We start from the raw sequence: 20,256 nt of genomic DNA, 5'->3' as shown, positions 1-20,256 counted from the left end.
TTTGCAGGCTGGCGTGTTTCATGCCAGCAGGTTGTTGGCTACCCACGTGGGATTGTCCCGCCAAAACGCCTGACCGCGCTCGGGAAGCGTGGCGATCGGGTCGTAAAACGGATAGCGCCGATTGAGGATCTCGGCGTCCTCGGCGGTCAGCCGCTCGGCGCCCGCGCGGTAGTTCTTGGTCCAGTGGGACACGCCGAGTTCGCGGTCGTAGTCGTCAAGCTGGTGCACCCAGCGCTTCCCGACATAGGGGACATCGCACACGATCCGCGGTGTGGCATACCCGGGCAGGTATCCCATGATCGCGTGTTGCAGTTCCTGCGCCTCCCACACCGCGATCCGCCAGTGCTCGGCGTTGGGGATCATGTCGCACATGTAGAAGTAGTAGGGCAGGATGTTCGCCTCGCCGTGCAACGCGAAACACAGGTCCAGCAGGTCTTCGGACGTGGCGTTGACCCCGCGCATGAGCACGCCCTGGTTGCGCACGTCGCGCACACCGGCCCACAGCGCCGCCCGCGCGGCTTCCGCGACGAGCGGTGTCACCGACTGCACGTGGTTGACGTGGGTGTGTATCGCCAGGTTCACCCCGCGCCGCTCGGCCACCCGCGCGATCCGCTCCAGGCCCTCGACCACATCGTTCTGCAGCCAGTGCTGGGGCAGTCCGGCGAGTGCCTTCGTGGCCAGCCGGATATCGCGGACGGACTCGATGTCGAGCAGGCCCGCCACGAACGCCTCAAGCTGCTTCCACGGCACATTCGCCACGTCCCCGCCGGAGACGACCACGTCCCGGACGCCGGGGTTGGCGCGCAGGTAGCCGAGAATCCGGTCCTGGCGGTCGGCAGGCCGCAGCGTCAGCTTGTTCTTCTGGACCTGCGGCGTGGAATTGCCGACCAGGTCCATGCGCGTGCAGTGCCCGCAGTACTGCGGGCAGGTCGACACCAGTTCGGCCAGCACCTTGGTCGGATACCGGTGGGTGAGTCCTTCCGTCACCCACATCTCCGCCTCGTGCAGGGAATCCCGCTCCGAATGCGGATGGCTGGGCCACACCGGGTCGCGGTCCGAGCGCACCGGCAGCATGTAGCGCCGAATCGGGTCGGCGAAGAACGCCTCGGTGAACGCGGCCTGCGACGGCGACGCCGTTGGCGCCATCGTGTTGAGCATCTGCGGCGGCAGCAGCATCGACATCGTGGCCAGCTGCTGCTGGTCGGCGGCCAAGTCCTCGTAGAACGACTCCGCCAGCAGATCGCCTGCCACCGAACGCAGCTGCCGAGCGCTTTTCACACAATGCGCCCGCTGCCACTGCGCGTCCCGCCACTGCGCCTCGGTGACCCCGGCCCAGCCGGGAAACCGGCGCCAGTCCGGCTCGACGAGCTCCCGGCGGGTGTATTCGTAAGGCTGTGCGAGTCCGGTGTCGGGCTCGGCCTGGTAGGTGAGCACTGCGACTTCCCTCCTGCTCGACTTCCGCGCTGGTCGGCTTCCTGGCTGGGCGCTAGCCCTGACGCAGCAGGGTCGCCAGCCGGGTCCGCAGCTCGCGTTTGAGGACCTTGCCGGTGACGCCCGTCGGGTAGTCCTCCGGGCCGCGGGCGATGATCACCTCGGCCAGCTCGGCGAGCCCGGCGGCGGCGAGCGCCTTGTTCGCCTGGTCGAGCACATCGGCCGCGGCCACGTCCTGCGCGCCCGCCTGCGGCCGGATGACGGCGACGGGCCGCTGACCGGCGCCGTCCTCGGCTGGCACGCCGACCACCGCGCAGTCCAGCACCACCGCGTCGCAGTCGGCGAGCAGCACCTCTTCGATGGGCAGGCTGTACACCGGCCCGGCCGCGGTGTCGATCACGTCGACGGTGCGGTCGAGGTGGTAGAAGTTGCCGTCGGCGTCCCGGCGGGCCACGTCCCCGGTGAGCCAGAACCCGTCGGCCTCGAACGAGGTGGTCAGCTCCGGGTCGTTCCAGTACCCCGGCGTGCGCGACGGGGTCTTGACCGCGAGCAGGCCCACCGTGCCGTCGGGCACCGGGTTGCCGTCGACGTCGAGCACCGCCGCCTCGCGCACCACTTCCAGCGGCTTGCCGACACAGCGGTCGTTGCGCGGCGATTCCGGCGTGGTGACCTGGCCGAACAGGGCCATGCCCATCTCCGACGAGCCGAGTCCGTCGATGAACTGCGACCCGGGAAGGGTTTCCTCGCCCGCGTCCCCGCTGGGCAGCAGCCACGGTTTGATCAGCTTCGCCGGGCGCCGCCCCAGCGTGACGAGACGGCGGATGTGGCCGTAGTGCGCGCTGTCTCCGGTGTTGAACCAGCTGTGCACGCTCGCCGCCGCGCTTTCGGGCAGCTCGCCGGTGGCCAGTTCCACGTAGGTGCGGGGGAAGGAGGCGACCATGGTCGGCTGGAACGCGGCCATGACCGGCTCGACCACCGAGCGCTGCCAGCCGGACATGACCATGGTGGGCAGGCCGAGCAGGGTGGCCGTCATGAAGTAGCTGAGGCCGCCCGCGTGGGTGTGCGGCATGAGGGACAGCAGCCTGTCGTAGGGCTCGGCGGGGAAGCGCTCCATCCGGGGCTGCTTGCCGTCCCAGAACTGCCGGTGGGCCAGCATCGTGGACTTCGGCGTGCCGGTGGTGCCGGAGGAGTGGATCAGCGCGACGATCTCGTCCGGCGCGTGCCGGTACGGGTAGACCTCCGGCAGGGCGCTGTGCTCGCCGTCGAAGACCCGCAGTTCCGATGTCGGCACGATGAAGCGCGGCCTGCGCTTGTTCGGGTCGGCCCGGAAACCGGCCACCAGCCGGGTCGGGTCGTCGGCGACGAGGCCTTCGGCGCCGATGTGGTCGAGGTAGCGGATCGCGACGGTGGTCGCCATCGCGTCGTTGATCATCGCGGGAACGGCGCCGAGCGCGGTCAGCGCGAGGAAGTGCAGCAGGGGTTCGAGGCCTTCGCCGACGAACACCGCGACCGGGTCGCCCGGGCGGATACCGTTGGACCAGTACCACTTCGCGTACCGGTCGCGGGTCGCGGCGAGGTCTTGCAGGCTGTGGCCTTTGATCACGATGTGGCCGCGCTGGTCGGTGCGGTGGGTGAACGCGTACGGGACCGCCCGGTTGGGGTTGGCCGCCAGCGCGTAGTCGAGGAAGTTGCCCGCGCCGAGGTCCGGCTCGGTCATGAACTTCCTGCGGACTTCGAGAGGGGCGACAGGGCTCGGTGCGGGCATATGCACTCCTTCACGTTCAGTGGTTGCCGAGGATGTCCGCCGCGGCACGCCGTCCGGAGCGGATCGCGCCTTCCATCAATCCGAAGAACTCGGTGCTGGTCTCCGTCCCCGCCCACCGCACCCGGCCGTGCGCCGCGCCCAGGTGCGGTCCGAGGCCGATCCAGTCGCCCGGGCCGAACAGGGCCGCGTAGCAGCCGCGGCTGTGCGGATCGCTGATCCAGTCGGTCACGTGGCAGGCGGTCGGCGCGGGCAGGTCCGGGAACAGGGTGCGGACCTGGGCGAGCGCGCGGGCCCGCTGCTCGGCCGGGTCCAGCCCGCTGAACTCGACGGCGTCGTCGCCGGTGACGAAGCCGGTCAGCACCCCGACGGAGCCATCCGGCGGCGAGTCGTCCACAGTGGACAGCAGGGGGCCGTCCGAGCTCACCGACCAGCCGGACAGGCCGTGCTCGCGCCACAGCGGCGCCGGGTAGACCAGGTGCACCTTGACCGCGCAGCCCGGCGCGGTGTGCGCGGTCGACCGCGCGACGGGCAGGGCAGGCGAGAAGTCGATCCGGTCGGCGAGCACCGGCGGCACCGCCACCACCACAGCGTCCGCGCGCACCGATCCGGACGCCGAGCGCACCGTGACGCCGTCGGCGTCCTGGTGGATGGCGTGCACCGGGTCGGCGAGGCGGACCCGGTCGCCGAGTTCGGCGGCCATCGCCTCGCACAGCGCGTGCGCGCCGTCGGCCACCCGGTCCTGCTGCGCGCCGCCCTCGAAGGCGTTGAGGTAGCGGATGCCGCCGCCCGAACGCAGGTAGAAGGCCATGTGCAGCACCGAGATCCGGGACGGGGCCGCCGCCATCATCTCCCCGAGGAACAGCGGGAAGAACAGCTTGCCCTCGGGGTAGGTGAGGTTCTCCTGCGCCCACGCCGCCGCGGTCGTCGAGTCCAGCTGCTCGGCGTCCGGGGTGCGCCACGGCGCGTCCACGTCGACGGCGCGGGCGAGGCCGTCGAGCAGTTCGAACAGCTCGCCGAGCGCGACCGCGGGCAGCGGCGGGAACCGGCCGGACCGCGACCGCGCCCCCTCGCCGAGGGAGAACCGGCTCGCGCCTTCCATGGTGGTCGGGCAGGTCTTGAGCCCGTGCTTGGAGAGCAGCCGGTGCAGTTCGACGTGCCGGTCGCCCAGGTACGCCGCGCCCGCGTCGGCCCAGCGGCCGGGCGCGACCTCGATGCCGCGCATCCGGCCGCCCACCCGGTCCCTGGCCTCGGCGACGACCACGTCCACGCCCGCGTCGGCCAGGCTGGTCGCGGCGGTCAGGCCCGCGAGGCCCGCACCTACGACGACTGCCTTCACCGCGGCACCATCGACAGCTTGTCGGCCAGCGCCCGCGGCGTCGACGCCTCGGCGAAGTCGTCGAAGGTCAGCTCGGCTCCGGAGTCCCGCGCGATCGCGCTCAGCACCCGGGTCGCCAGCAGCGAGTCCCCGCCGAGGTCGAAGAAGTCGGACCCCTCGTGCACATCGGGGTTCTCCAGCACTCGTCGGAAGATGGCTGCGATTTCCGCAACGCTCATGACTCGGATGTCCTCTCGAATGGCTTCTGCTGATATTTCGCGTGCGTCGCGGACCGGTCCACTTTTCCGGTCGCCGTGCGCATGAGCTCCGGCACGACCTTGACGTGGTGCGGGACGAGATGGCCGGGCACCCGCAGCCGAAGTCGCGACCGGATATCGGCGGCGAGATCCGGCCTGGTCGCGGATCGGGACACGACATAGGCCGTCATCACGATTCGCTCGGTGGCGCCCGCGCCGACGACAGCGGCCGACGCCACCTCTGGGTGTTCGAGGATGTGCGCCTCGATCTCGGCGGGATCGACCCGGATTCCCCGCACTTTGAACTCGTGGTCGATTCTGCCCTCGTGGACGACCATGCCGTCCGGCCGGACACTCACCCGGTCGCCGGTGTGGAAATAGATTTCGCCAGTGTCGTCCGCGACGAATTTGGCCGAGGTCACCTCGGGCATACCGAGGTAACCGGACGCCAGTCCGGGCCCGCCGACCAGCAGCTGCCCCGCGGCGTCGATCCGCGCGCGCACGTGGGGCAGCGCGTGGCCGATGGGAGCTTTGCCCTCGCCCCACCACGCCCCCGGCCCGGGCGCCAACGGGCCGTGCAGGTCGACGGCGTGGGTGATGAGCGTCGTCTCGGTGCAGCCGTAGGTGTTGACCAGGCGAATCCGGTCCGTTCCCCGACCGCGCCACTGGGTGAGCCGGACCGGACCGGCGGCCTCGCCGCCGATGATCGTCAGCCGGACCGAGCCGGGCACGGTGTGCTCACCCGTGTGCAGGTGGTCCACCAGCTCGTGCCAGAACGCCGTCGGCAGGTCGAGGACCGTGATTCCCTGGGATTCGACCACGCGCAGCAGTCGGGGGAGCGAACCGGAGTAGGCGTCGTCGTCGAAGACCAGCGCCGCGCCCCTGGTGAGCGCGGGCAGGATCTCCTCCAGGCAGGTGTCCCAGTTCAGCGCCGCGAACTGGAGGACCCGGTCATCCGGGGTGATGCCGAACAGCTCGCCGAGCCCGCGCACCACGGTCGCGATCGCCCGGTGCGGGACAAGCACCGGCTTCGGCGCGCCACTCGAACCCGAGGTGAACAGGACATAGGCCGCGGCGTCGCCCTTTCGGGCGGGAAACTCCACCCGATCGGGCGCGGGTCCGCTCGGCAGGTCGACCACGCGCGCGCCGGGCGGCGCTGCCGCGCCAGGCGCCGCCGCGATCACCACCTGGCAGCCCGCCACCGTGACCAACGCCTGCTGCCTGGCCAGGGGATACGCCGGGTCGATCGGGCAATACGTGCCGCCCGCGGCCAGCACGCCCAACAGCGCGACGACCACCTCGGGCCTGCGGGCGGTCAGCACGCCGACTACGCCGGGATCGGGGCCGAGCATGGCTGCCGTCGCCCGCACCGCCTCGGCCAGTCGGGCGTAACTGGTGACGTTGTCTCCGTGTATGAGCGCTGGTCGATCAGGAAACTGTTCGGCGCACTTGTCGAACATGTCGACCACATCGCGCATAGTGACCTCGGTCGCGCGATCTATTGACATAATGTCCTCTCGACGGGCAGCGGCAACCTCGCGAAAACAGCTCACAGGGCGCGCTGAGGCCTGCCCAGCACTTTGAGTTCGAGCGAAGGACTATGTGCTGAAAGCGTCGGAGTAGCTATTAGGGAACTGCCCCGGTTATCCACTCACCGAAAAACACCCCATCGCGAGTTTTGGACACACCCCATCGCGAACTTTCGTTCCGCTGTGACAACGACGCTACTTGAGTTGCGATCATCGTTCAAGTGACGCGCATCACCGGTCATTTTATTGTTAACCCATTTGTTCGCATCAACGATTGTTTGGCGGTTTTGCTTTGCTGAGAACACCCTTGGCGGTTGCGGTCGGCGGGGAATGTGTGGCATGGCGTGCCCGCGCGCGGCCAGGAGCTGGCGCGGCCTGCTTTTGGAGGTCGATGGCCTGCTCTCCGGTTCGTGATCGACCGGTCCCTGGAGTGGGGCACAGGCTTCAGGTCGTCTCCACCAGGTGTCGCCCGTTGGGGTGGCAGGAGTTTATCGCAGGCTGGGTGGGTGCCGGGGGCTCCACTAGCATAGGTGTATGTCGGTGGACAACGCGGAGTATAGGTACGACGTTTGCCTTTCTTTCGCCGGTGAGCGGCGGGCTTATGTGGAGCGGGTGGCGGCCGCGCTGAAAGCGCGTGACGTTCGCGTTTTCTACGACACGTATGAGCAGGCGAACCTGTGGGGCGTCGACCTGTTCGAGCATTTGGACAAAGTTTATGGGAGTTGGTCCCATTTCTGTGTCCTGTTCGCTTCGCGGGAGTACGCCGAGAAGGTGTGGACCAGTCACGAGCGCAAGAGCGCGCAGGCTCGGGCTGTCCGCACCAAGGGCGACTACATCCTGCCCGCCCGATTCGACCGGACGGAGATTCCTGGGCTTCGGGACACGCTGGGATATATCGATCTGACCGGGCTGGAGCCGGAGAAGCTGGCGGAGCTGGTGGTCGCGAAGCTGTGCGGCGCCGGGGTCTCGTTGGGACAGTCCGCGGTGGACGCCCGGCCGCGGTTCGCGCAGACACCGCGCAGCCGGGCGGAGATCGAGCGGCTGGTCGCGACTCGGCACGCGTGTTGGGAGTACCTGCTCTTCGGGGGCGAGGTGCTGGTGGGCAGGCAGGACATGCACGCGAAGCTGATGGACCACGAGATGGGATTCGCCACGCCCGGGGACCGCGCGTACTCCGCTGAAGAGGCGGAAGACCGTCTGCGTGAGCTCATGGGGGAGCCGCTCGCGATCCTGGAAAATCTCATGCGGGTGTTCGACGAGCGGGTGCAGGTGCTCATTTTCGGGCGGCTCGGGGAAGCCGGGGACGCGGACAAGATCAGGCACGCCGCCGGGCGGTTCGTGCGGGTCTTCGATGAGTTGGTGGACTGGGCCCTGCGCACCCGTGGGATTCGGGCTCCCGACGAGTTCGGGGACGTTTTCCAGAAGGCGGCCGCGATCGCGGACCGGCCTATCGCGCAGATCAATTCCTTTGTGGACGCGTTCGTCAGTCGGATAGACCGGATTCCGGAGTTGGTGGAATCGGGGCGGTCGGACAGGGTCGAGGTGGCGGTTCCGTTGGAGATCGCGCCCGACCCGGTGGCCATCGCCGAGTTGGAGGCTGAGATCAACCGGGTGTTCGAGCGGCTTCCGCGGTAGGCGGTGGGGGTTTTCCCTACCTGAGATCGGGGGTTTGGCGGGTTCTTCCGGGGTGAGGGCAGGCCATACGGTTTCGGCATGAGCGTTGTGGCTTTGTCCGTTATAGGCAGTTTGGTTGTGGGTGGCCCGGTAGTCGGGGGCGGGGCGGCGCCGGTGTTGCCCGAGCCGACGGGGGAGAGCGCGGTGGGGGTGGTCTCGCTGCGGCTCGTTGATCAGGGGCGGAAGGATTTCCTTGGGGGACAACCGTTTCGCGAGCTGATGGTGGATGTGCGCTATCCGGCGCTGCCGGGGCAGGGGGAGCGCGCCCGGCAGATGACGGCGGGCGAGGCCGCCGCGTTCGGCGACCTGGCGGGGCGGTTCAACTACGGGGTCGAGCCGGGGACATTCGACTGGGCCGCGGTGCGCACGCACGCCCACCGGAACGCCGCGCCGGACACCAGCGGTGGCCCGCGGCCGGTCGTCATCTACTCGCCGGGGCTGGGGGATTCGCGGACCTTCAACGGGTCGCTCGTGGACGACCTCGCCAGCCGCGGCTATGTGGTCGTGACCGTCGACCACACCTACGAGTCCTCAGGGGTCGAGTTCCCGGACGGGCGGGTCGCGCGGAGTGTGGTGTTCGACCGGGAGCCGACGCTGGATCTGCTGCGCGGGATCGTGGACACCCGGGTCGCGGACGTCCGCTTCGTGCTCGACTCCCTGCCCGATGGGCTGGTCGACCGGTCGCGGGTCGCCGTGGTCGGGCATTCCGCCGGTGGCTTCGCCGCGTTGCAGGCGATGCACGACGACCCGCGGGTCCGGGCGGCGGTGAACTTCGACGGGCAGCTGTCGATCGGGTTCGACGACGACGGGACGAACCTGTCCTCGGTGGCGACCGACGGGGTCGACCGGCCGTTCCTGCTGGTCGGTAGCAGGCCGCCGACCCCGTCGTGGCAGGCGCTGCTAGCCAACTCGACGGGGGAGCGGCGGGTGGAGACGCCCACGAACGCGACGCACGCGTCGTTCACCGACGCCGAGGCGCTGCTGCGGCACGACCCGCACGGCCTGGTCGAGTTCAACCGGCACGTGGTCGCCGACTTCCTGGCCGAGCACCTCTAGGTCCGGAGAGAACCCAGGTTCCACGTGGAACCATTCCGAGCGGGCGGGGGACGGCCCTCGCCCGCTCGGGCGCGGTCAGGCCGCCACGGCTGCCCGTTCGCGGGTGCGGTCGAACAGCGCGTCCATGGCCCACTTGCCGGGGCCGAAGAACACCACCAGCAGGAAGCTCCAGCAGAACATCGCGGAAAGCTCGCCGCCGTTCTGCAGCGGCCACAGGCTCTGCGGCTGGTGCGCGACGAAGTACGCGTACGCCATCGAGCCTGAGCAGACCAGAGCGGCGGCGCGGGTCCCCAGGCCGAGTAACACCAGCGCCCCGCCGACGAGCTGGATGGCCGCGGCCCACCACCCGGGCCACGCGCCGAACTCGGGAACGTGCCCGCTCTGCGGGCCGCCGAGCACGTCGAACAGGGTCGCGGCGCCGTGCGCGGCGAACAGCAGGCCGATGACGATCCGGAACAGGGCAAGCACGTGGGCCTTCGTTCGGTCGAACAGGTCCATGCCTGGCTCTCCTTCAGACGGGACAGTCGGGACAGTCGGGTGAACGTGGCGCGAGGCCACGCACCTTGTAATGCCGCGCGCCGCCCGCTCGGTTCAGACCAGTGGCCGTGGCCACACTTCCGGCGGTCTGATTGACTTGCCCCGCTATGAAACGAGCCGTGATCTTCGCCGCGCCCCTGCTCGCCCTCGCGGCGTGCGCCACCGACTCGACCGGCGGCCCGTCGCCGACGTCGACCCCGGCCCAGGCCGCGCCGCCGCCGGGGGCCACCGCCGCCGCGGTCGCGCCGCCGATGCCGGAGCCGGTCGCGGGCGGCCCGTGCCCGTACCTGGAGAGCGCGGTCGTGGCCGACGCCAACGGCCAGCGGGTCACCAAGGTGCGCACGTCGGCGGACAAGCCGCAGCCAGCGTGCTTCTTCTACCGGCCGGACGGCAACGTGCAGCTCACCGTGCGGATCTACGCCGGGGAGCCGGTGGTGGCGAAGGCGATCGTGGACGAGGCCGCGCCCATCGCCACGTCGAACCCCGCGTCCGCGCCCGCCGGGTGGAAGGGCGGCTCGCTATCGGGTGACAAGGGCGCGGTGTACGCCGTCGCCAAGGCGGGGACCGCGGTCGTGGTCACCACGAACCAGGAGCAGACCATCAAGGCGCGCCGGATCACCGAGGCCGTGATCGAGAACGCGGGCCTCTAGGCCCAGGACGCGAGACGGCCGCGCCCCGGGCACCGGGACGCGGCCGTCTGTCCTGCCGCGATCAGTTCTTCTCGGACGTGATCGGGTTCACCGGTGTCGGCTGGCCGTTGCGCTCGGCGGCGGCCGCGGTGGTCTCGGCGGTGACCGGCGGCACCGGGACGACCGGTTCCGGGGCGGCCGCCGTCGGCTCCGGCGCGATCTGCTGGGCCTTGCCGCGCAGCGCCACGGCCGCGCCCGCGCCGACCGCGATCAGGAAGACCAGCCACGGCCACCGGCGGCGCTTGTTCGCCGGGTCCTTGGCCGCTTCCCTCGCCGCGGCCCGCGCGGCCTTGAGCTGCTCGCGCAACTCGGCCCGGTACTGCTTCACCTGCGGCTTCAGATCCTTCTTGAGCTGCTTGACCTGCGCCTTCACCGGCCCGGCCGCCTGCACGGCCGAGCGCATCGGCGCGGACTTGCCCGCTTCCTTGCGCGCCTGCTTGGCGGCCTTGGCCAGGTCCTTGCGGGCCTGCGCGGTCGTCTTCGCCAGCCGCTTGCGGGTGCGGCGGGTGGTGGCGATGACCTCTTCCCGCGCGACCTGCGCGGACTCGGCCAGCGCCTCGGCCACCTGCTGCGGGGCGACGCCCTTCGCGGCGAGCTTCAACTCCGCGGCGTGCGCCGCCTCGGCGCTCGCCTGTCCAGCGCGAACGGCACCTTGGCGCACCGCGCGCCAGCCGGTGCCGACGGCCTTGCCCACCGTCTCTCCGGCCCGGGTCATGGCTTCACCTCGCCAATCATTGTCATCTTCGTGCTTCCAGGAGACATTCCCGACCCGTCAATCCTGCCCCTTCCAGACGGATCCCGCCGAAGATGGCACGATGAAGTGGTGGCAGACAGCAACGCATCCCTCGTTGGGACGAAGGTGACCGCCACCTTGCACACCTCGCAGGGTGACATCCGGCTCAACCTCTTCCCCGACCAAGCCCCGCAGACCGTGAAGAACTTCGTCGGTCTCGCCGAAGGCACCAAGCAGTACCAAGAGAAGAACGCCAAGGGGGAGACCTCGGGCCCCTTCTACGACGGCTCGATTTTCCACCGGGTCATCGACGGGTTCATGCTCCAGGGCGGCGACCCGACCGGCACCGGCCGCGGCGGCCCCGGGTACAAGTTCGCCGACGAGTTCCACCCCGACCTCCAGTTCAACCGCCCCTACCTGCTGGCCATGGCCAACTCGGGGGCGAACACGAACGGCTCGCAGTTCTTCATCACGGTGGCGCCCACCACCTGGCTGAACTTCAAGCACACGATCTTCGGCGAGGTGGCCGACCAGGAGTCGAGGACCGTGGTGGACGCCATCGGCCGCGCCGCGACCGGTCCCGGCGACAAGCCGCTCACCGACGTCGTGATCACCAAGGTCAGCATCGAGAAGCAGTGAGTTGAGCACCCCGCCGAACCAGCCTGACCCGTACGGGACGCAGGCGGGCCTGCCCGCCTGCGTCCGGCACGCCGGTCGCCCCACCGGCCTGAGCTGCACCCGGTGCGGCAGACCCGCCTGCCCGGAATGCCTGGTGGAGGCGGCGGTCGGGTTCCAGTGCGTCGACTGCGTCACCGAGGGCAGCCGCACGGTCCGGCGGCCGACGACGGCGGCGGGCGCCGAACTGGCGAGCAAGCCGGTGCTGGTGCCGGTGCTCATCGCGGTCAACGTCGCGATCTTCGTGCTGACCGTGGCGCTCGCGGGCGACCCGGTCCACAACGAGCGCTCGGCGTTCTTCCACGCCCTCACCGCGTACGCGCCCTCGATCGCCGACGGCCAGTTGTGGCGGGTGCTGACCAGCGGGTTCCTGCACTTCGGCATGATCCACATTCTGGTCAACATGGTCGCGCTGTGGTTCCTGCGCGACATCGAGCTGCTGCTCGGCAAGGTCCGGTTCGGCCTGCTCTACGTCCTGTCCCTGCTCGGCGGCAGCGCCGCCGCCTACGCCTTCGGCGACTTGGGCGCGGAGGGCGCAGGCGCGTCCGGCGCGATCTACGGCCTGCTCGGCGGGCTGGTGGTCGCGGTGATCCGGCTCAAGAGCGACCGGCACGTCCTGATGACGGTGATCGGCGTGCTCGCGCTGAACCTGGCCATCAGCGTCAAGATCCCCGAGATTTCGCTGCTCGCGCACCTCGGCGGCCTGTTCGTGGGCGCCGCGGTGACCTTCGGGATGGTCTACGCGCCGCCCGAGCGGCGGCGGCGGTGGCAGGTGGGCACGGTCGTGCTGGTGACGGTCGCGATCATCGGCCTGTTCGTGGTGCGCACGCCGCAGGTCGCCGAGGTGACCTTCTGCGTCGACCCGACGACCCCGGAGTGCTACCGGATAATCAGCCGTTAGGTCCGCAGCCGCAGGAGGTCGTCGACGACGTCCCTGGGGTCGGCGCCGAGGTCGAGTTCGCCGAGGATGACCAGCGCGGGGCGCGCGGCGTTGTCGGCGTCGATCTCGACGGCGGTGGATTCGCGGCCGAACCGGCGGCTGCGCACGAGTCGGACGTTCACCTCGCCCCAGGACCACCGCCTGCGCCCGGTGAGCCCGCGCACGGTTAACCCGGTCGGGTCAGCGGCCAGGCGGGGGCGGGCGACGGTGCCGAACAGGGCAAGGACACCGAGCATGACGGCGGCGACGGCGAGCAGCAGGGCTCCTCTGGGGTCGCCGATGAGCGCCGCGGCCAGCGCGGCGGCAGCGGTGAGCAGCCAGGCGACGCCCACGACCGGCGGCCGGGGCGCCCACTGCCGAGAGCGGTCCATCGTCACCGGTTCCCGTCGACGGAGCGGCCAGAGCGCTCATCCACCGAGTTATCCACAGGAGATATCCACAATGGGGATGACTTACATCCATGTGGTTCAGTCACGCTGGGCCGAATGGGGTAACCAATCGGGCACTCGGTTGTGCACACTGTGGTGGGCAGTGTCGAGCGGACAATTACCGCCAGCGCATGGTCATCAGCAGACCGGCGATCATCAGCGCGAAGCCGATGGCGAAGTTCCAGTTGTTCAGGTCCGCCATGAACCCGATCTTGTCGCCCGCGATGTAGTTCACGACCAGCCAGGCCAGGCCGATCAGCATCACGCCGAGCATCACGGCGATGTAGAGCGGGTGTGACGGCCCGGCAGGCTTCACCTTCACCGGCGTGCGGCGGTCGGCCGGCGGTGTGTACACGGCCTTCTTGCGGACCTTGGACTTCGGCATGCTGTCCTCGCCTGACGTGGAGCGTTGGGTGCGGTCGTGCTGGCATGGGCGCAACTGACGGCCAATGCAACACGTTAACGTAACTGAGCGGGCCGTCGAGTCACCAGTCGCCAACGATGCGGTTCCGCGGCGAATCCGAGAGGAGCCATCCGGTGCGCACGCTCGACCACAGCGACCCGGCCAGCGGCCCGGTCGGCCCTGGTCAGCGGCCACGGCGGGCCGATCCGGTCCGGACGTTCCTGCGGGTCACCGGCGAACTGTTCATCACCGCGGGCCTGGTGATCCTGCTGTTCGTCGTCTACGAGGTCTACGTGACCGACCTCGTCTCCGCGGGCAAGCAGCGCGACGCCACCGCGGCCCTGGACGACCGCTGGAAGAGCCCCGAGCCCGTCGATCCGGCCGACCCCGAGCGCGTCGAGCGGTTCGAGGGGCTGACCGAGGGCGCCGGGTTCGCGAAGATGCACATCCCGGTCTTCGGCGCGGACTACTCGTTCACCATCCTTGAGGGCACGACCGAGAAGACCCTGGAGATCGGCCCCGGGCACTACCTCGACACCGCCTACCCCGGCGAGCCGGGCAACTTCGCCGTCGCCGGGCACCGGGTCGGCAAGGGCGCCCCGTTCAACGACATCGACCTGCTGGACTCCTGCGACGCGATCGTGGTGGAGACCCGCTACCGCTGGTTCGTCTACCGGGTGCTGCCGAAGGCCGACGAGGTCGCGGGCTGGGCCACCGGCAAGGGGACCGACCCGCGCTGCGGCGACGTCGCCCCGCTCGGCGCCCCGTACGAGCGGGTCGTGGGCCAGGAGATCGTCAGCCCGCTGCGCGGCGAGGTGATCGCCCCGGTTCCGCACCGGCTGGACGCGCAGGTCAACCCCAGCGCGCAGGCCAGGCTGATGACGCTGACCACGTGCCACCCCCGCTTCTCCGACCGCCAGCGCCTGGTCGTGCACGCGGTGCTGGTGCGGGAGTGGGCCAAGGACCCGGCCAACCCCGGCGAGACGCCGCCTGAGCTGAAGGAGACAAGCTGATGTACGGGTGGATCTGGCGGCGCCTGCCCGGCCCGATGGCCGTGCGGGTGCTTACCGCGCTGCTGTTGGTGGCCGGGGTGATCGCCCTGCTGATGTTCGTGGTGTTCCCCTGGATCGAGCCGAAGCTGCCGTTCAACCAGGTCACGACCCAGTAGCGCGGGCGGTCAGCGCCAGCCGCCCCAGCAAGCCGACGGCGAACACGGCGAGCCCGACCAGCTGGGAGACGGTCGGCAGCGTCGCCACCAGCACCAGGCACGCGGTCAGGCCGACCAGGTTCAGCGGGCGCGGCCAGCGCCGCTGCGCTGCGGGCTGGCGGAACGCGCTGGCGTTGGCCACGGCGTAGTAGACGAGCACGCCGAACGACGAGAACCCGATGACCTCGCGCAGGTCGCCCACCAGGACCAGCCCGCACACCAGCACGCCCACGGCGATCTCCGCGCGCAGCGGCACGCCGTGGCGGGCGGCGACGGCGGCCAGGAACGGCGGCAAATCGCGGTTGCGGGCCATCGCCATCGTGGTGCGGCCGATGCCGGTGATCAGCGCCAGCAGCGCGCCCAGGCTCGCCGCGGCCGCGCCGACCCGCACGACGGGTGCGACCCCGGGGTGGCCCGCAGCGGTCACCAGGTCGGCGAGCGGCGTCGTGGACGCGGCCAGCCGGTCCGGTCCCAGGACGAGCAGCAGGGTCACGCCGAGCAGCAGGTAGACCAGGATCGCGCCCGCGAGGGCGGCCATGATCGCCCGGGGGATGGTCTTGGCCGGGTCGCGCACCTCTTCGCCGAGAGTGGCTATGCGCGCGTAACCGGCGAAGGCGAAGAACAGCAGACCAGCGGCCTGGAGCACGCCTAACGGGCCAGTGATAGCCCAGTTGGACCAGTTGATCGGAGCGGCGGCAGGCAGCGATACCGCCGCGGCGGTAAGCAGCACTACCAGGACGACGACAAGCAGGACCTTGGTCAGCGCGGCCGTGCGGGTGATCCCGAAGCAGTTCACGACCGTGAGGACGGCGACCGCGGCCAGCGCCACCGGGCGTTCCCAGCCGGGCGCCACATAGGCGGCGAAGGTCAGGGCCATCGCCGCGCAGCTCGCGGTCTTGCCGACGACGAAACCCCAGCCCGCCGCGAAGCCCCACCACGGGCCGAGGACCTCCCGGCCGAAGACGTAGGTGCCGCCGGAGGCCGGGTAGACCGCGGCGAGCTGCGCCGACGCGGTCGCGTTGCAGTAGGCCACGAAGCCCGCGAGGACCAGGGCGACGAGCAGCCCGGCGCCCGCGGTGGCCGCGGCCGGGGCGAAGACGGCGAACACGCCCGCCCCGAGGATCGAGCCGAGACCGATGGCGGTGGCGTCGAGCGGGCCGAGTCTGCGGGCCAGGCCGTGCGGCGCGGCCGGGGGAACGGGCGGGGTCACGCGCGCGATGCTGTCAGCTCGGGAGGTCTCCGGGATAGGGGGTCCCAGAGTCGTCCGCAGAGTCGTCCACCGAGTCGTCCGCAGGGTTGTCCGCAGGGTTGTCCGCAGGGTTGTCCGCGGAGTTCACGGTACGTTGGAGCCATGCGCGTCTTGGTCGTCGACAACTACGACAGCTTCGTCTACAACCTCGTCCAGTACCTGGCGCAGCTTGGCGCCGACTGCGAGGTCTGGCGCAACGACGCGGACGAGCTCGCGCGCGCCGACGCCCTGACCGGGTTCGACGGGGTCCTGGTCAGCCCCGGCCCGAGCACCCCGGAGCGCGCCGGGCTCAGCGTCGACGTGGTCAAGCGCTGCGCCGACGCCCGGCTCCCGCTGCTCGGCGTGTGCCTGGGCCACCAGGCCATCGGCGTCGCCTGGGGCGCCACCGTCGACCGCGCGCCCGAGCTGCTGCACGGCAAGACCAGCCAGGTCCAGCACAACGGCACTGGCGTTCTCGCGGGCCTGCCCGACCCGTTCACCGCGACCCGCTACCACTCGCTGACCGTGCTGCCCGAGACCATCCCGCGGGCCGAGTTCGAGGTCACCGGCCGCACCGAGTCGGGCATCGTGATGGCCATGCGCCACCGCGACCTGCCCATCGAGGGCGTCCAGTTCCACCCCGAGTCCGTCCTCACCGACGGCGGCCACCGGATGCTGGCCAACTGGATGGCCACCGCGGGCCACCCGGTCGCCGAGGCCACGGTCGCCGAGCTGGAGCGCGGGATGCGCGCGCTGACCAGCGCACTCAGCTAAGAGGTCTACACGCGAAAGGCGCCTACCGGACGTCCGGTAGGCGCCTTTCGCGCTGTGCTGCCTGTTACGGGAAGGTCGGGGTGGTGGTGCTGGTTGACCCGCCGCCGCGCGGCTTTCCGACGGCGATGCCGATGGTGGTGTCCCGCTTGATCTTGCTGCCGGGCCGCTGCTCCTGGTCGAGGATCTTGCCCGCCTCGTCGGCGTCGCCCTGCTTCTCCACCACGCTGAACGACCCGTTCCAGCCAAGCTGCTTGAGGATGGTCTCGGCCTCGGTGCGGGTGTAGCCCTCCAGGTCGGGCATCTCGATCTCGATATTGCTGCCGTCGGAGACGCTGAGCTGGATCGTCGTGCCCGGCTTGGCCTTGCCGTCCTTGGGCGCCTGGTCCACGACCTGGCCCACCGGCCGGTCCGAGGCCACGTCCCTGCGCTGCGGCTTGAAGCCCGCCTTGGTCAGGTTGCTCGCCGCGACCTCGTAGTCCTGGCCGACCAGGTTCGGCACGTCGACGGACTCCGGCGCCTTGCCGACGGTCAGCTTGACCTGGGTGCCGACGCTGACCGACTGCCCGACGGCCGGATTGGTCTCGACGACCTTGTTGACCTGGGACTCGTCGTCGACCACCCGCTGCTCCACGGTCGGCGACACCTGCAACCCGGCCTGCTGCAACTGCCTCGTCGCCTCGTCCTGGGTCTTGCCAGCCACATCGGGCACGGTGACCTTGCCCGGCGGCGCGCCGATCCGCAGCGTGACCCGGGTGCCCTTGCCCACCGGCGTGCCCGCGGCCGGGTTCGTCCCGATGACCCGGCCGATGTCGTCGGAGGTGCACGGGCCCGGCTGGCCGTCCGCGGTCGGCTGGCACTGCACCGACTCGAGTTGCGCTTCCAGCCCCTGGGCCCGCAGCCGGGCGGTGGCCTCGGTCTCGGTCAGCTTGGTGACGTCGGGAAGCGGGAACGTGGTCGAGCCGGGTGGCGCGTCGTCGCCGCGGTTGAGCAGGAGGAACAGCAGCGCGATGAGCGCGGCGACGATGATCGCCACCAGCACGACCGTCCAGGTCGTGCGCCGCTTGCGTCTGTCTTCCTCGTCGTCGTCCGGGTACTTGCCGTAGTCGTCGTAGTCCTCGGCGAGCGCCTCGGGGCGGTGCCTGCCCCGGGGCTCCTGCTGGCGGCCCGCGCCCATCACCGCGGTCCGGTCCTCGTCGGTCATCACCATCGGCGCGGCCGGACGCTGCCCGGAAAGCACGCGCACGATGTCGGTGCGCATCTCCGCCGCCGACTGGTACCGGTTCGCCGCGCCCTTGGACATCGCCTTGAGCACGATCGCGTCCAGCTGCGGGCTGACCCGGGGGTTGAGCGCCGACGGCGGCTTCGGGTCCTCCCGGACGTGCTGGTAGGCCACCGCGACCGGCGAGTCGCCGGTGAACGGGGGCTCGCCGGTCAGCAGCTCGAAGAGCACGCACCCGGTGGCGTAGACGTCGCTGCGCGCGTCCACGGCCTCCCCGCGCGCCTGCTCCGGGGAGAGGTACTGCGCGGTGCCGATGACCGCGGCGGTCTGGGTGACCGCGACCTGCCCGTCGGCGACCGCGCGGGCGATGCCGAAGTCCATCACCTTGACCGCGCCGGTCTTGGTGATCATCACGTTGGCAGGCTTCACGTCGCGGTGCACGATGCCGTGCCGGTGGCTGAAGTCCAGGGCCGCGCAGACGTCGGCCATGATCTCCATCGCGCGCTGGCCGGGCAGCGGCCCCTCGGTCTTGACGATGTCGCGCAGCGTCCGGCCGTCGACGAACTCCATCACGATGTAGGGCAGCGGCCCGGTTTCCAGCCGGGTCTCGCCGGTGTCGTACACGGCGACGATCGCGGGGTGGTTGAGCGCCGCGGCGTTCTGCGCTTCCCGGCGGAAGCGCTCCTGGAACTGCGGGTCCCTGGCCAGGTCCTGACGCAGCACCTTCACCGCGACCTCGCGTGAGAGCCGGACGTCCCGCCCGCGGTGGACCTCGGACATGCCGCCATAGCCGATCGTCTCACCGATCTCGTAGCGGTTGGAGAGCAGTCGCGGTGTGGTCATCGGTGCGTTGTCCCGCTCCTAGTCAAGTCCTGTCCCATCATGCCTGCTGTCCGCCCCGGCGACTGCCCGTCGTCTGGGCGGATTTCGGTGCGGATCTCGGTGCGGGTCATCCCGGCGGCCCGTTTTGCGGCCTACAGACGATTGTGACCTCCGCGCCCGCCTTCACCCGGCCCACCGGCGAGATTTCGACAACCAGGCAGGCCGCCGAGTCGATCGGCGTCGCGCCGCCCTCGGTCAGCACGATCGGCGACAGCCCCGACCGGGACAGCTCGAACGCGGCGTCGGTGGCGGGGCGCATCGCGAAGCGGGTCGGGATGATGGTGACGGTGTCCTCGTCGTCCGGGGCCCGGCTGGTCGGTCTGCTGCCGGGCGGCTCGGCGGGCGCGGTGCCGGGTTCCTCCCCGGGGAAGCCCGCGCCCGGTCCGGTCGTCTCGCTGGGCACGCCGGTGTCGTTCCCGGAGCCGTCCTCGCGGAAGATCGCGGGCAGGCCGAAGGCCAGCGCCGCGATCAGCGCCACCGTCAGCACGGCGATGGTCACCCACAGCCCGGTGCGACCCTGCCGAGGCGGGTGCGGCGGCGGTCCCATGCCGAACCCGCCCGAACCAGGGGCGCCGCGGCCGGGCGGGACCACCGGGACCATACCCGGATGCGTGCCGTTCGCAGGCGCGCCGTGCTGCGCGGCGGCCATGGCCAGGCCCGACGGCGCGGGCAGCGGATGCCCCGCGCGGACCGCGGCCACCGCGGCGGCGAACTCGCCGCCGTTGCTGTAGCGCTGCCGGGGGTCCTTGACCAGGGTCGCGTCGATGACCGCGCGGGCGCCCGGCGGCACGTCCGGCGGCAGCGGCGGCGGCATGTCGCGGATGTGCATCATCGCGACGGTGACCGCGTTCTCCGACAGGAACGGCCTGCGCCCGGTCAGGCACTCGTAGCCGACCACGGCCAGGGAGTAGACGTCGCTGGCAGGCTCGGCCTCGTGCCCGAGCGCCTGCTCGGGGGCGATGTAGTGCGCGGTCCCCATGACCATCCCCGACCGGGTGACCGGCGCGGCGTCGGCTGCCTTCGCGATGCCGAAGTCGGTCAGCTTCACGACCCCGGTCGGGGTGATCAGGATGTTGCCCGGCTTCACGTCGCGGTGCACGTACCCGCGCTCGTGCGCGGCCTGCAGCGCGTGGCCTGCCTGCTCCAGGATGTCGAGGGTGCGCTCGGCGCCGATCCGGCCCTCCTTGGCCAGGATCGCGGCCAGCGGATCGCCCTCGACCAGCTCCATCACCAGGTAGGCGGTGTCCTGCGGGCCGTCGACGATGGCGGCGGTCTCGCCGTAGTCGTGCACGGCGGCGATGCCCGGGTGGTTGATCGACGCGGTGGTGCGCGCCTCGGTGCGGAACCGGTGCAGGAACTCGGCGTCGCCGCACAGCTCCGGCTTGAGCACCTTCACCGCGACCAGCCGGTCGAGCCGGGTGTCCGCGGCCTCCCACACCTCGCCCATGCCGCCGACCGCGATTCGGCGGGCGAGCCGGTAGCGGTCGGCGAGCAGCTGGCCCGAGGTGAGCATG

Annotated in this window: 20 protein-coding genes; 8 read left to right on the top strand and 12 right to left on the bottom strand. The window is 70.7% G+C overall.

The features are described 5' to 3' along the window. Positions 1-18: 18 nt before the first annotated feature. From BLS56_RS11355 to BLS56_RS11335, 5 genes are all read right to left on the bottom strand, one after another. A complete protein-coding gene (locus tag BLS56_RS11355; protein ID WP_091449943.1) occupies positions 19-1,434 on the bottom strand; it encodes a KamA family radical SAM protein in 1,416 nt (471 codons plus the stop codon). Positions 1,435-1,486: 52 nt separating this feature from the next. Then, positions 1,487-3,148, bottom strand: coding sequence for a class I adenylate-forming enzyme family protein (locus BLS56_RS11350; protein WP_175482771.1), 1,662 nt, complete (start codon positions 3,146-3,148; stop codon positions 1,487-1,489). Between the two features lie 64 nt (positions 3,149-3,212). Continuing rightward, positions 3,213-4,532 carry a flavin monoamine oxidase family protein gene (locus BLS56_RS11345; RefSeq protein ID WP_091449941.1) on the bottom strand — a complete coding sequence of 440 codons (1,320 nt, stop codon included), beginning with the start codon at positions 4,530-4,532 and terminating at the stop codon, positions 3,213-3,215. Further along, entirely contained in the window at positions 4,529-4,750 is a 222-nt protein-coding gene (locus tag BLS56_RS11340; RefSeq protein ID WP_091449940.1) for an acyl carrier protein, read from the bottom strand. The genes BLS56_RS11345 and BLS56_RS11340 overlap by 4 nt, the downstream gene beginning before the upstream one ends. After that, a complete protein-coding gene (locus BLS56_RS11335) occupies positions 4,747-6,246 on the bottom strand; it encodes an amino acid adenylation domain-containing protein (RefSeq protein WP_228771556.1) in 1,500 nt (499 codons plus the stop codon). The genes BLS56_RS11340 and BLS56_RS11335 overlap by 4 nt, the downstream gene beginning before the upstream one ends. 585 nt (positions 6,247-6,831) lie before the next feature. Here BLS56_RS11335 and BLS56_RS11330 point away from each other — a divergent pair. Continuing rightward, positions 6,832-7,932: a toll/interleukin-1 receptor domain-containing protein gene (locus BLS56_RS11330; protein WP_091449938.1), complete on the top strand. Its 1,101-nt coding sequence runs from the start codon at positions 6,832-6,834 to the stop codon at positions 7,930-7,932. A 258-nt stretch (positions 7,933-8,190) separates the two neighbouring features. Continuing rightward, positions 8,191-9,027, top strand: a complete 837-nt coding sequence (locus BLS56_RS11325) for an alpha/beta hydrolase family protein (protein WP_175482770.1) — start codon at positions 8,191-8,193, stop codon at positions 9,025-9,027. A 75-nt stretch (positions 9,028-9,102) separates the two neighbouring features. Here the strand turns inward: BLS56_RS11325 and BLS56_RS11320 are convergent, their stop codons facing one another. After that, positions 9,103-9,525 (bottom strand): DoxX family protein, encoded by a 423-nt coding sequence (locus BLS56_RS11320; RefSeq protein ID WP_091449936.1) that lies wholly within the window; start codon positions 9,523-9,525, stop codon positions 9,103-9,105. Between the two features lie 146 nt (positions 9,526-9,671). Between BLS56_RS11320 and BLS56_RS11315 the strand changes: the two genes are divergently transcribed. Further along, on the top strand, positions 9,672-10,214 hold the full coding sequence (locus BLS56_RS11315; protein ID WP_091449935.1) for a DUF2020 domain-containing protein: 543 nt from the start codon (positions 9,672-9,674) through the stop codon (positions 10,212-10,214). Between the two features lie 61 nt (positions 10,215-10,275). On the opposite strand, the gene BLS56_RS11310 is transcribed toward BLS56_RS11315, so the two are convergent. Beyond that, positions 10,276-10,968, bottom strand: a complete 693-nt coding sequence (locus BLS56_RS11310; RefSeq protein WP_091449934.1) for a hypothetical protein — start codon at positions 10,966-10,968, stop codon at positions 10,276-10,278. Positions 10,969-11,076: 108 nt separating this feature from the next. Between BLS56_RS11310 and BLS56_RS11305 the strand changes: the two genes are divergently transcribed. Beyond that, positions 11,077-11,625: a peptidylprolyl isomerase gene (locus tag BLS56_RS11305; RefSeq protein WP_091450071.1), complete on the top strand. Its 549-nt coding sequence runs from the start codon at positions 11,077-11,079 to the stop codon at positions 11,623-11,625. Position 11,626: 1 nt separating this feature from the next. Further along, a complete protein-coding gene (locus tag BLS56_RS11300) occupies positions 11,627-12,562 on the top strand; it encodes a rhomboid family intramembrane serine protease (protein ID WP_091449933.1) in 936 nt (311 codons plus the stop codon). Here the strand turns inward: BLS56_RS11300 and BLS56_RS11295 are convergent. Beyond that, entirely contained in the window at positions 12,559-12,972 is a 414-nt protein-coding gene (locus tag BLS56_RS11295) for a PH domain-containing protein (RefSeq protein ID WP_091450070.1), read from the bottom strand. The two genes, BLS56_RS11300 and BLS56_RS11295, sit on opposite strands and share 4 nt — an antisense overlap. A gap of 175 nt (positions 12,973-13,147) precedes the next feature. After that, positions 13,148-13,414 (bottom strand): cell division protein CrgA, encoded by a 267-nt coding sequence (crgA, locus tag BLS56_RS11290; RefSeq protein WP_091449932.1) that lies wholly within the window; start codon positions 13,412-13,414, stop codon positions 13,148-13,150. A gap of 152 nt (positions 13,415-13,566) precedes the next feature. Between crgA and BLS56_RS11285 the strand changes: the two genes are divergently transcribed. Beyond that, positions 13,567-14,445 (top strand): class E sortase, encoded by an 879-nt coding sequence (locus BLS56_RS11285; RefSeq protein WP_228771555.1) that lies wholly within the window; start codon positions 13,567-13,569, stop codon positions 14,443-14,445. Further along, the gene (locus BLS56_RS31365; protein WP_091449930.1) at positions 14,445-14,600 is read left to right on the top strand and encodes a hypothetical protein; all 156 of its coding nucleotides are present in this window, start codon (positions 14,445-14,447) and stop codon (positions 14,598-14,600) included. Before BLS56_RS11285 ends, BLS56_RS31365 begins: the two co-directional genes overlap by 1 nt. Here BLS56_RS31365 and BLS56_RS11275 read toward each other — a convergent pair. After that, on the bottom strand, positions 14,587-15,849 hold the full coding sequence (locus tag BLS56_RS11275; protein WP_091449929.1) for an APC family permease: 1,263 nt from the start codon (positions 15,847-15,849) through the stop codon (positions 14,587-14,589). The genes BLS56_RS31365 and BLS56_RS11275 overlap by 14 nt on opposite strands. A gap of 141 nt (positions 15,850-15,990) precedes the next feature. Between BLS56_RS11275 and BLS56_RS11270 the strand changes: the two genes are divergently transcribed. Continuing rightward, positions 15,991-16,641 carry an aminodeoxychorismate/anthranilate synthase component II gene (locus BLS56_RS11270; protein ID WP_091449928.1) on the top strand — a complete coding sequence of 217 codons (651 nt, stop codon included), beginning with the start codon at positions 15,991-15,993 and terminating at the stop codon, positions 16,639-16,641. A 64-nt stretch (positions 16,642-16,705) separates the two neighbouring features. On the opposite strand, the gene pknB is transcribed toward BLS56_RS11270, so the two are convergent. Both pknB and BLS56_RS11260 read right to left on the bottom strand, forming a co-directional pair. After that, positions 16,706-18,703, bottom strand: coding sequence for a Stk1 family PASTA domain-containing Ser/Thr kinase (gene pknB, locus BLS56_RS11265; protein ID WP_091449927.1), 1,998 nt, complete (start codon positions 18,701-18,703; stop codon positions 16,706-16,708). A 106-nt stretch (positions 18,704-18,809) separates the two neighbouring features. Next, positions 18,810-20,255, bottom strand: a complete 1,446-nt coding sequence (locus tag BLS56_RS11260) for a protein kinase domain-containing protein (RefSeq protein ID WP_091449926.1) — start codon at positions 20,253-20,255, stop codon at positions 18,810-18,812. Position 20,256: the final 1 nt, after the last annotated feature.

The organism is Actinokineospora iranica, assembly GCF_900101685.1.
GTDB classification, from domain to species: domain Bacteria; phylum Actinomycetota; class Actinomycetes; order Mycobacteriales; family Pseudonocardiaceae; genus Actinokineospora; species Actinokineospora iranica.
The sequence above is the reverse complement of the archived record's forward strand: the minus strand, read 5'-3'. Positions and strand labels throughout refer to the sequence as shown.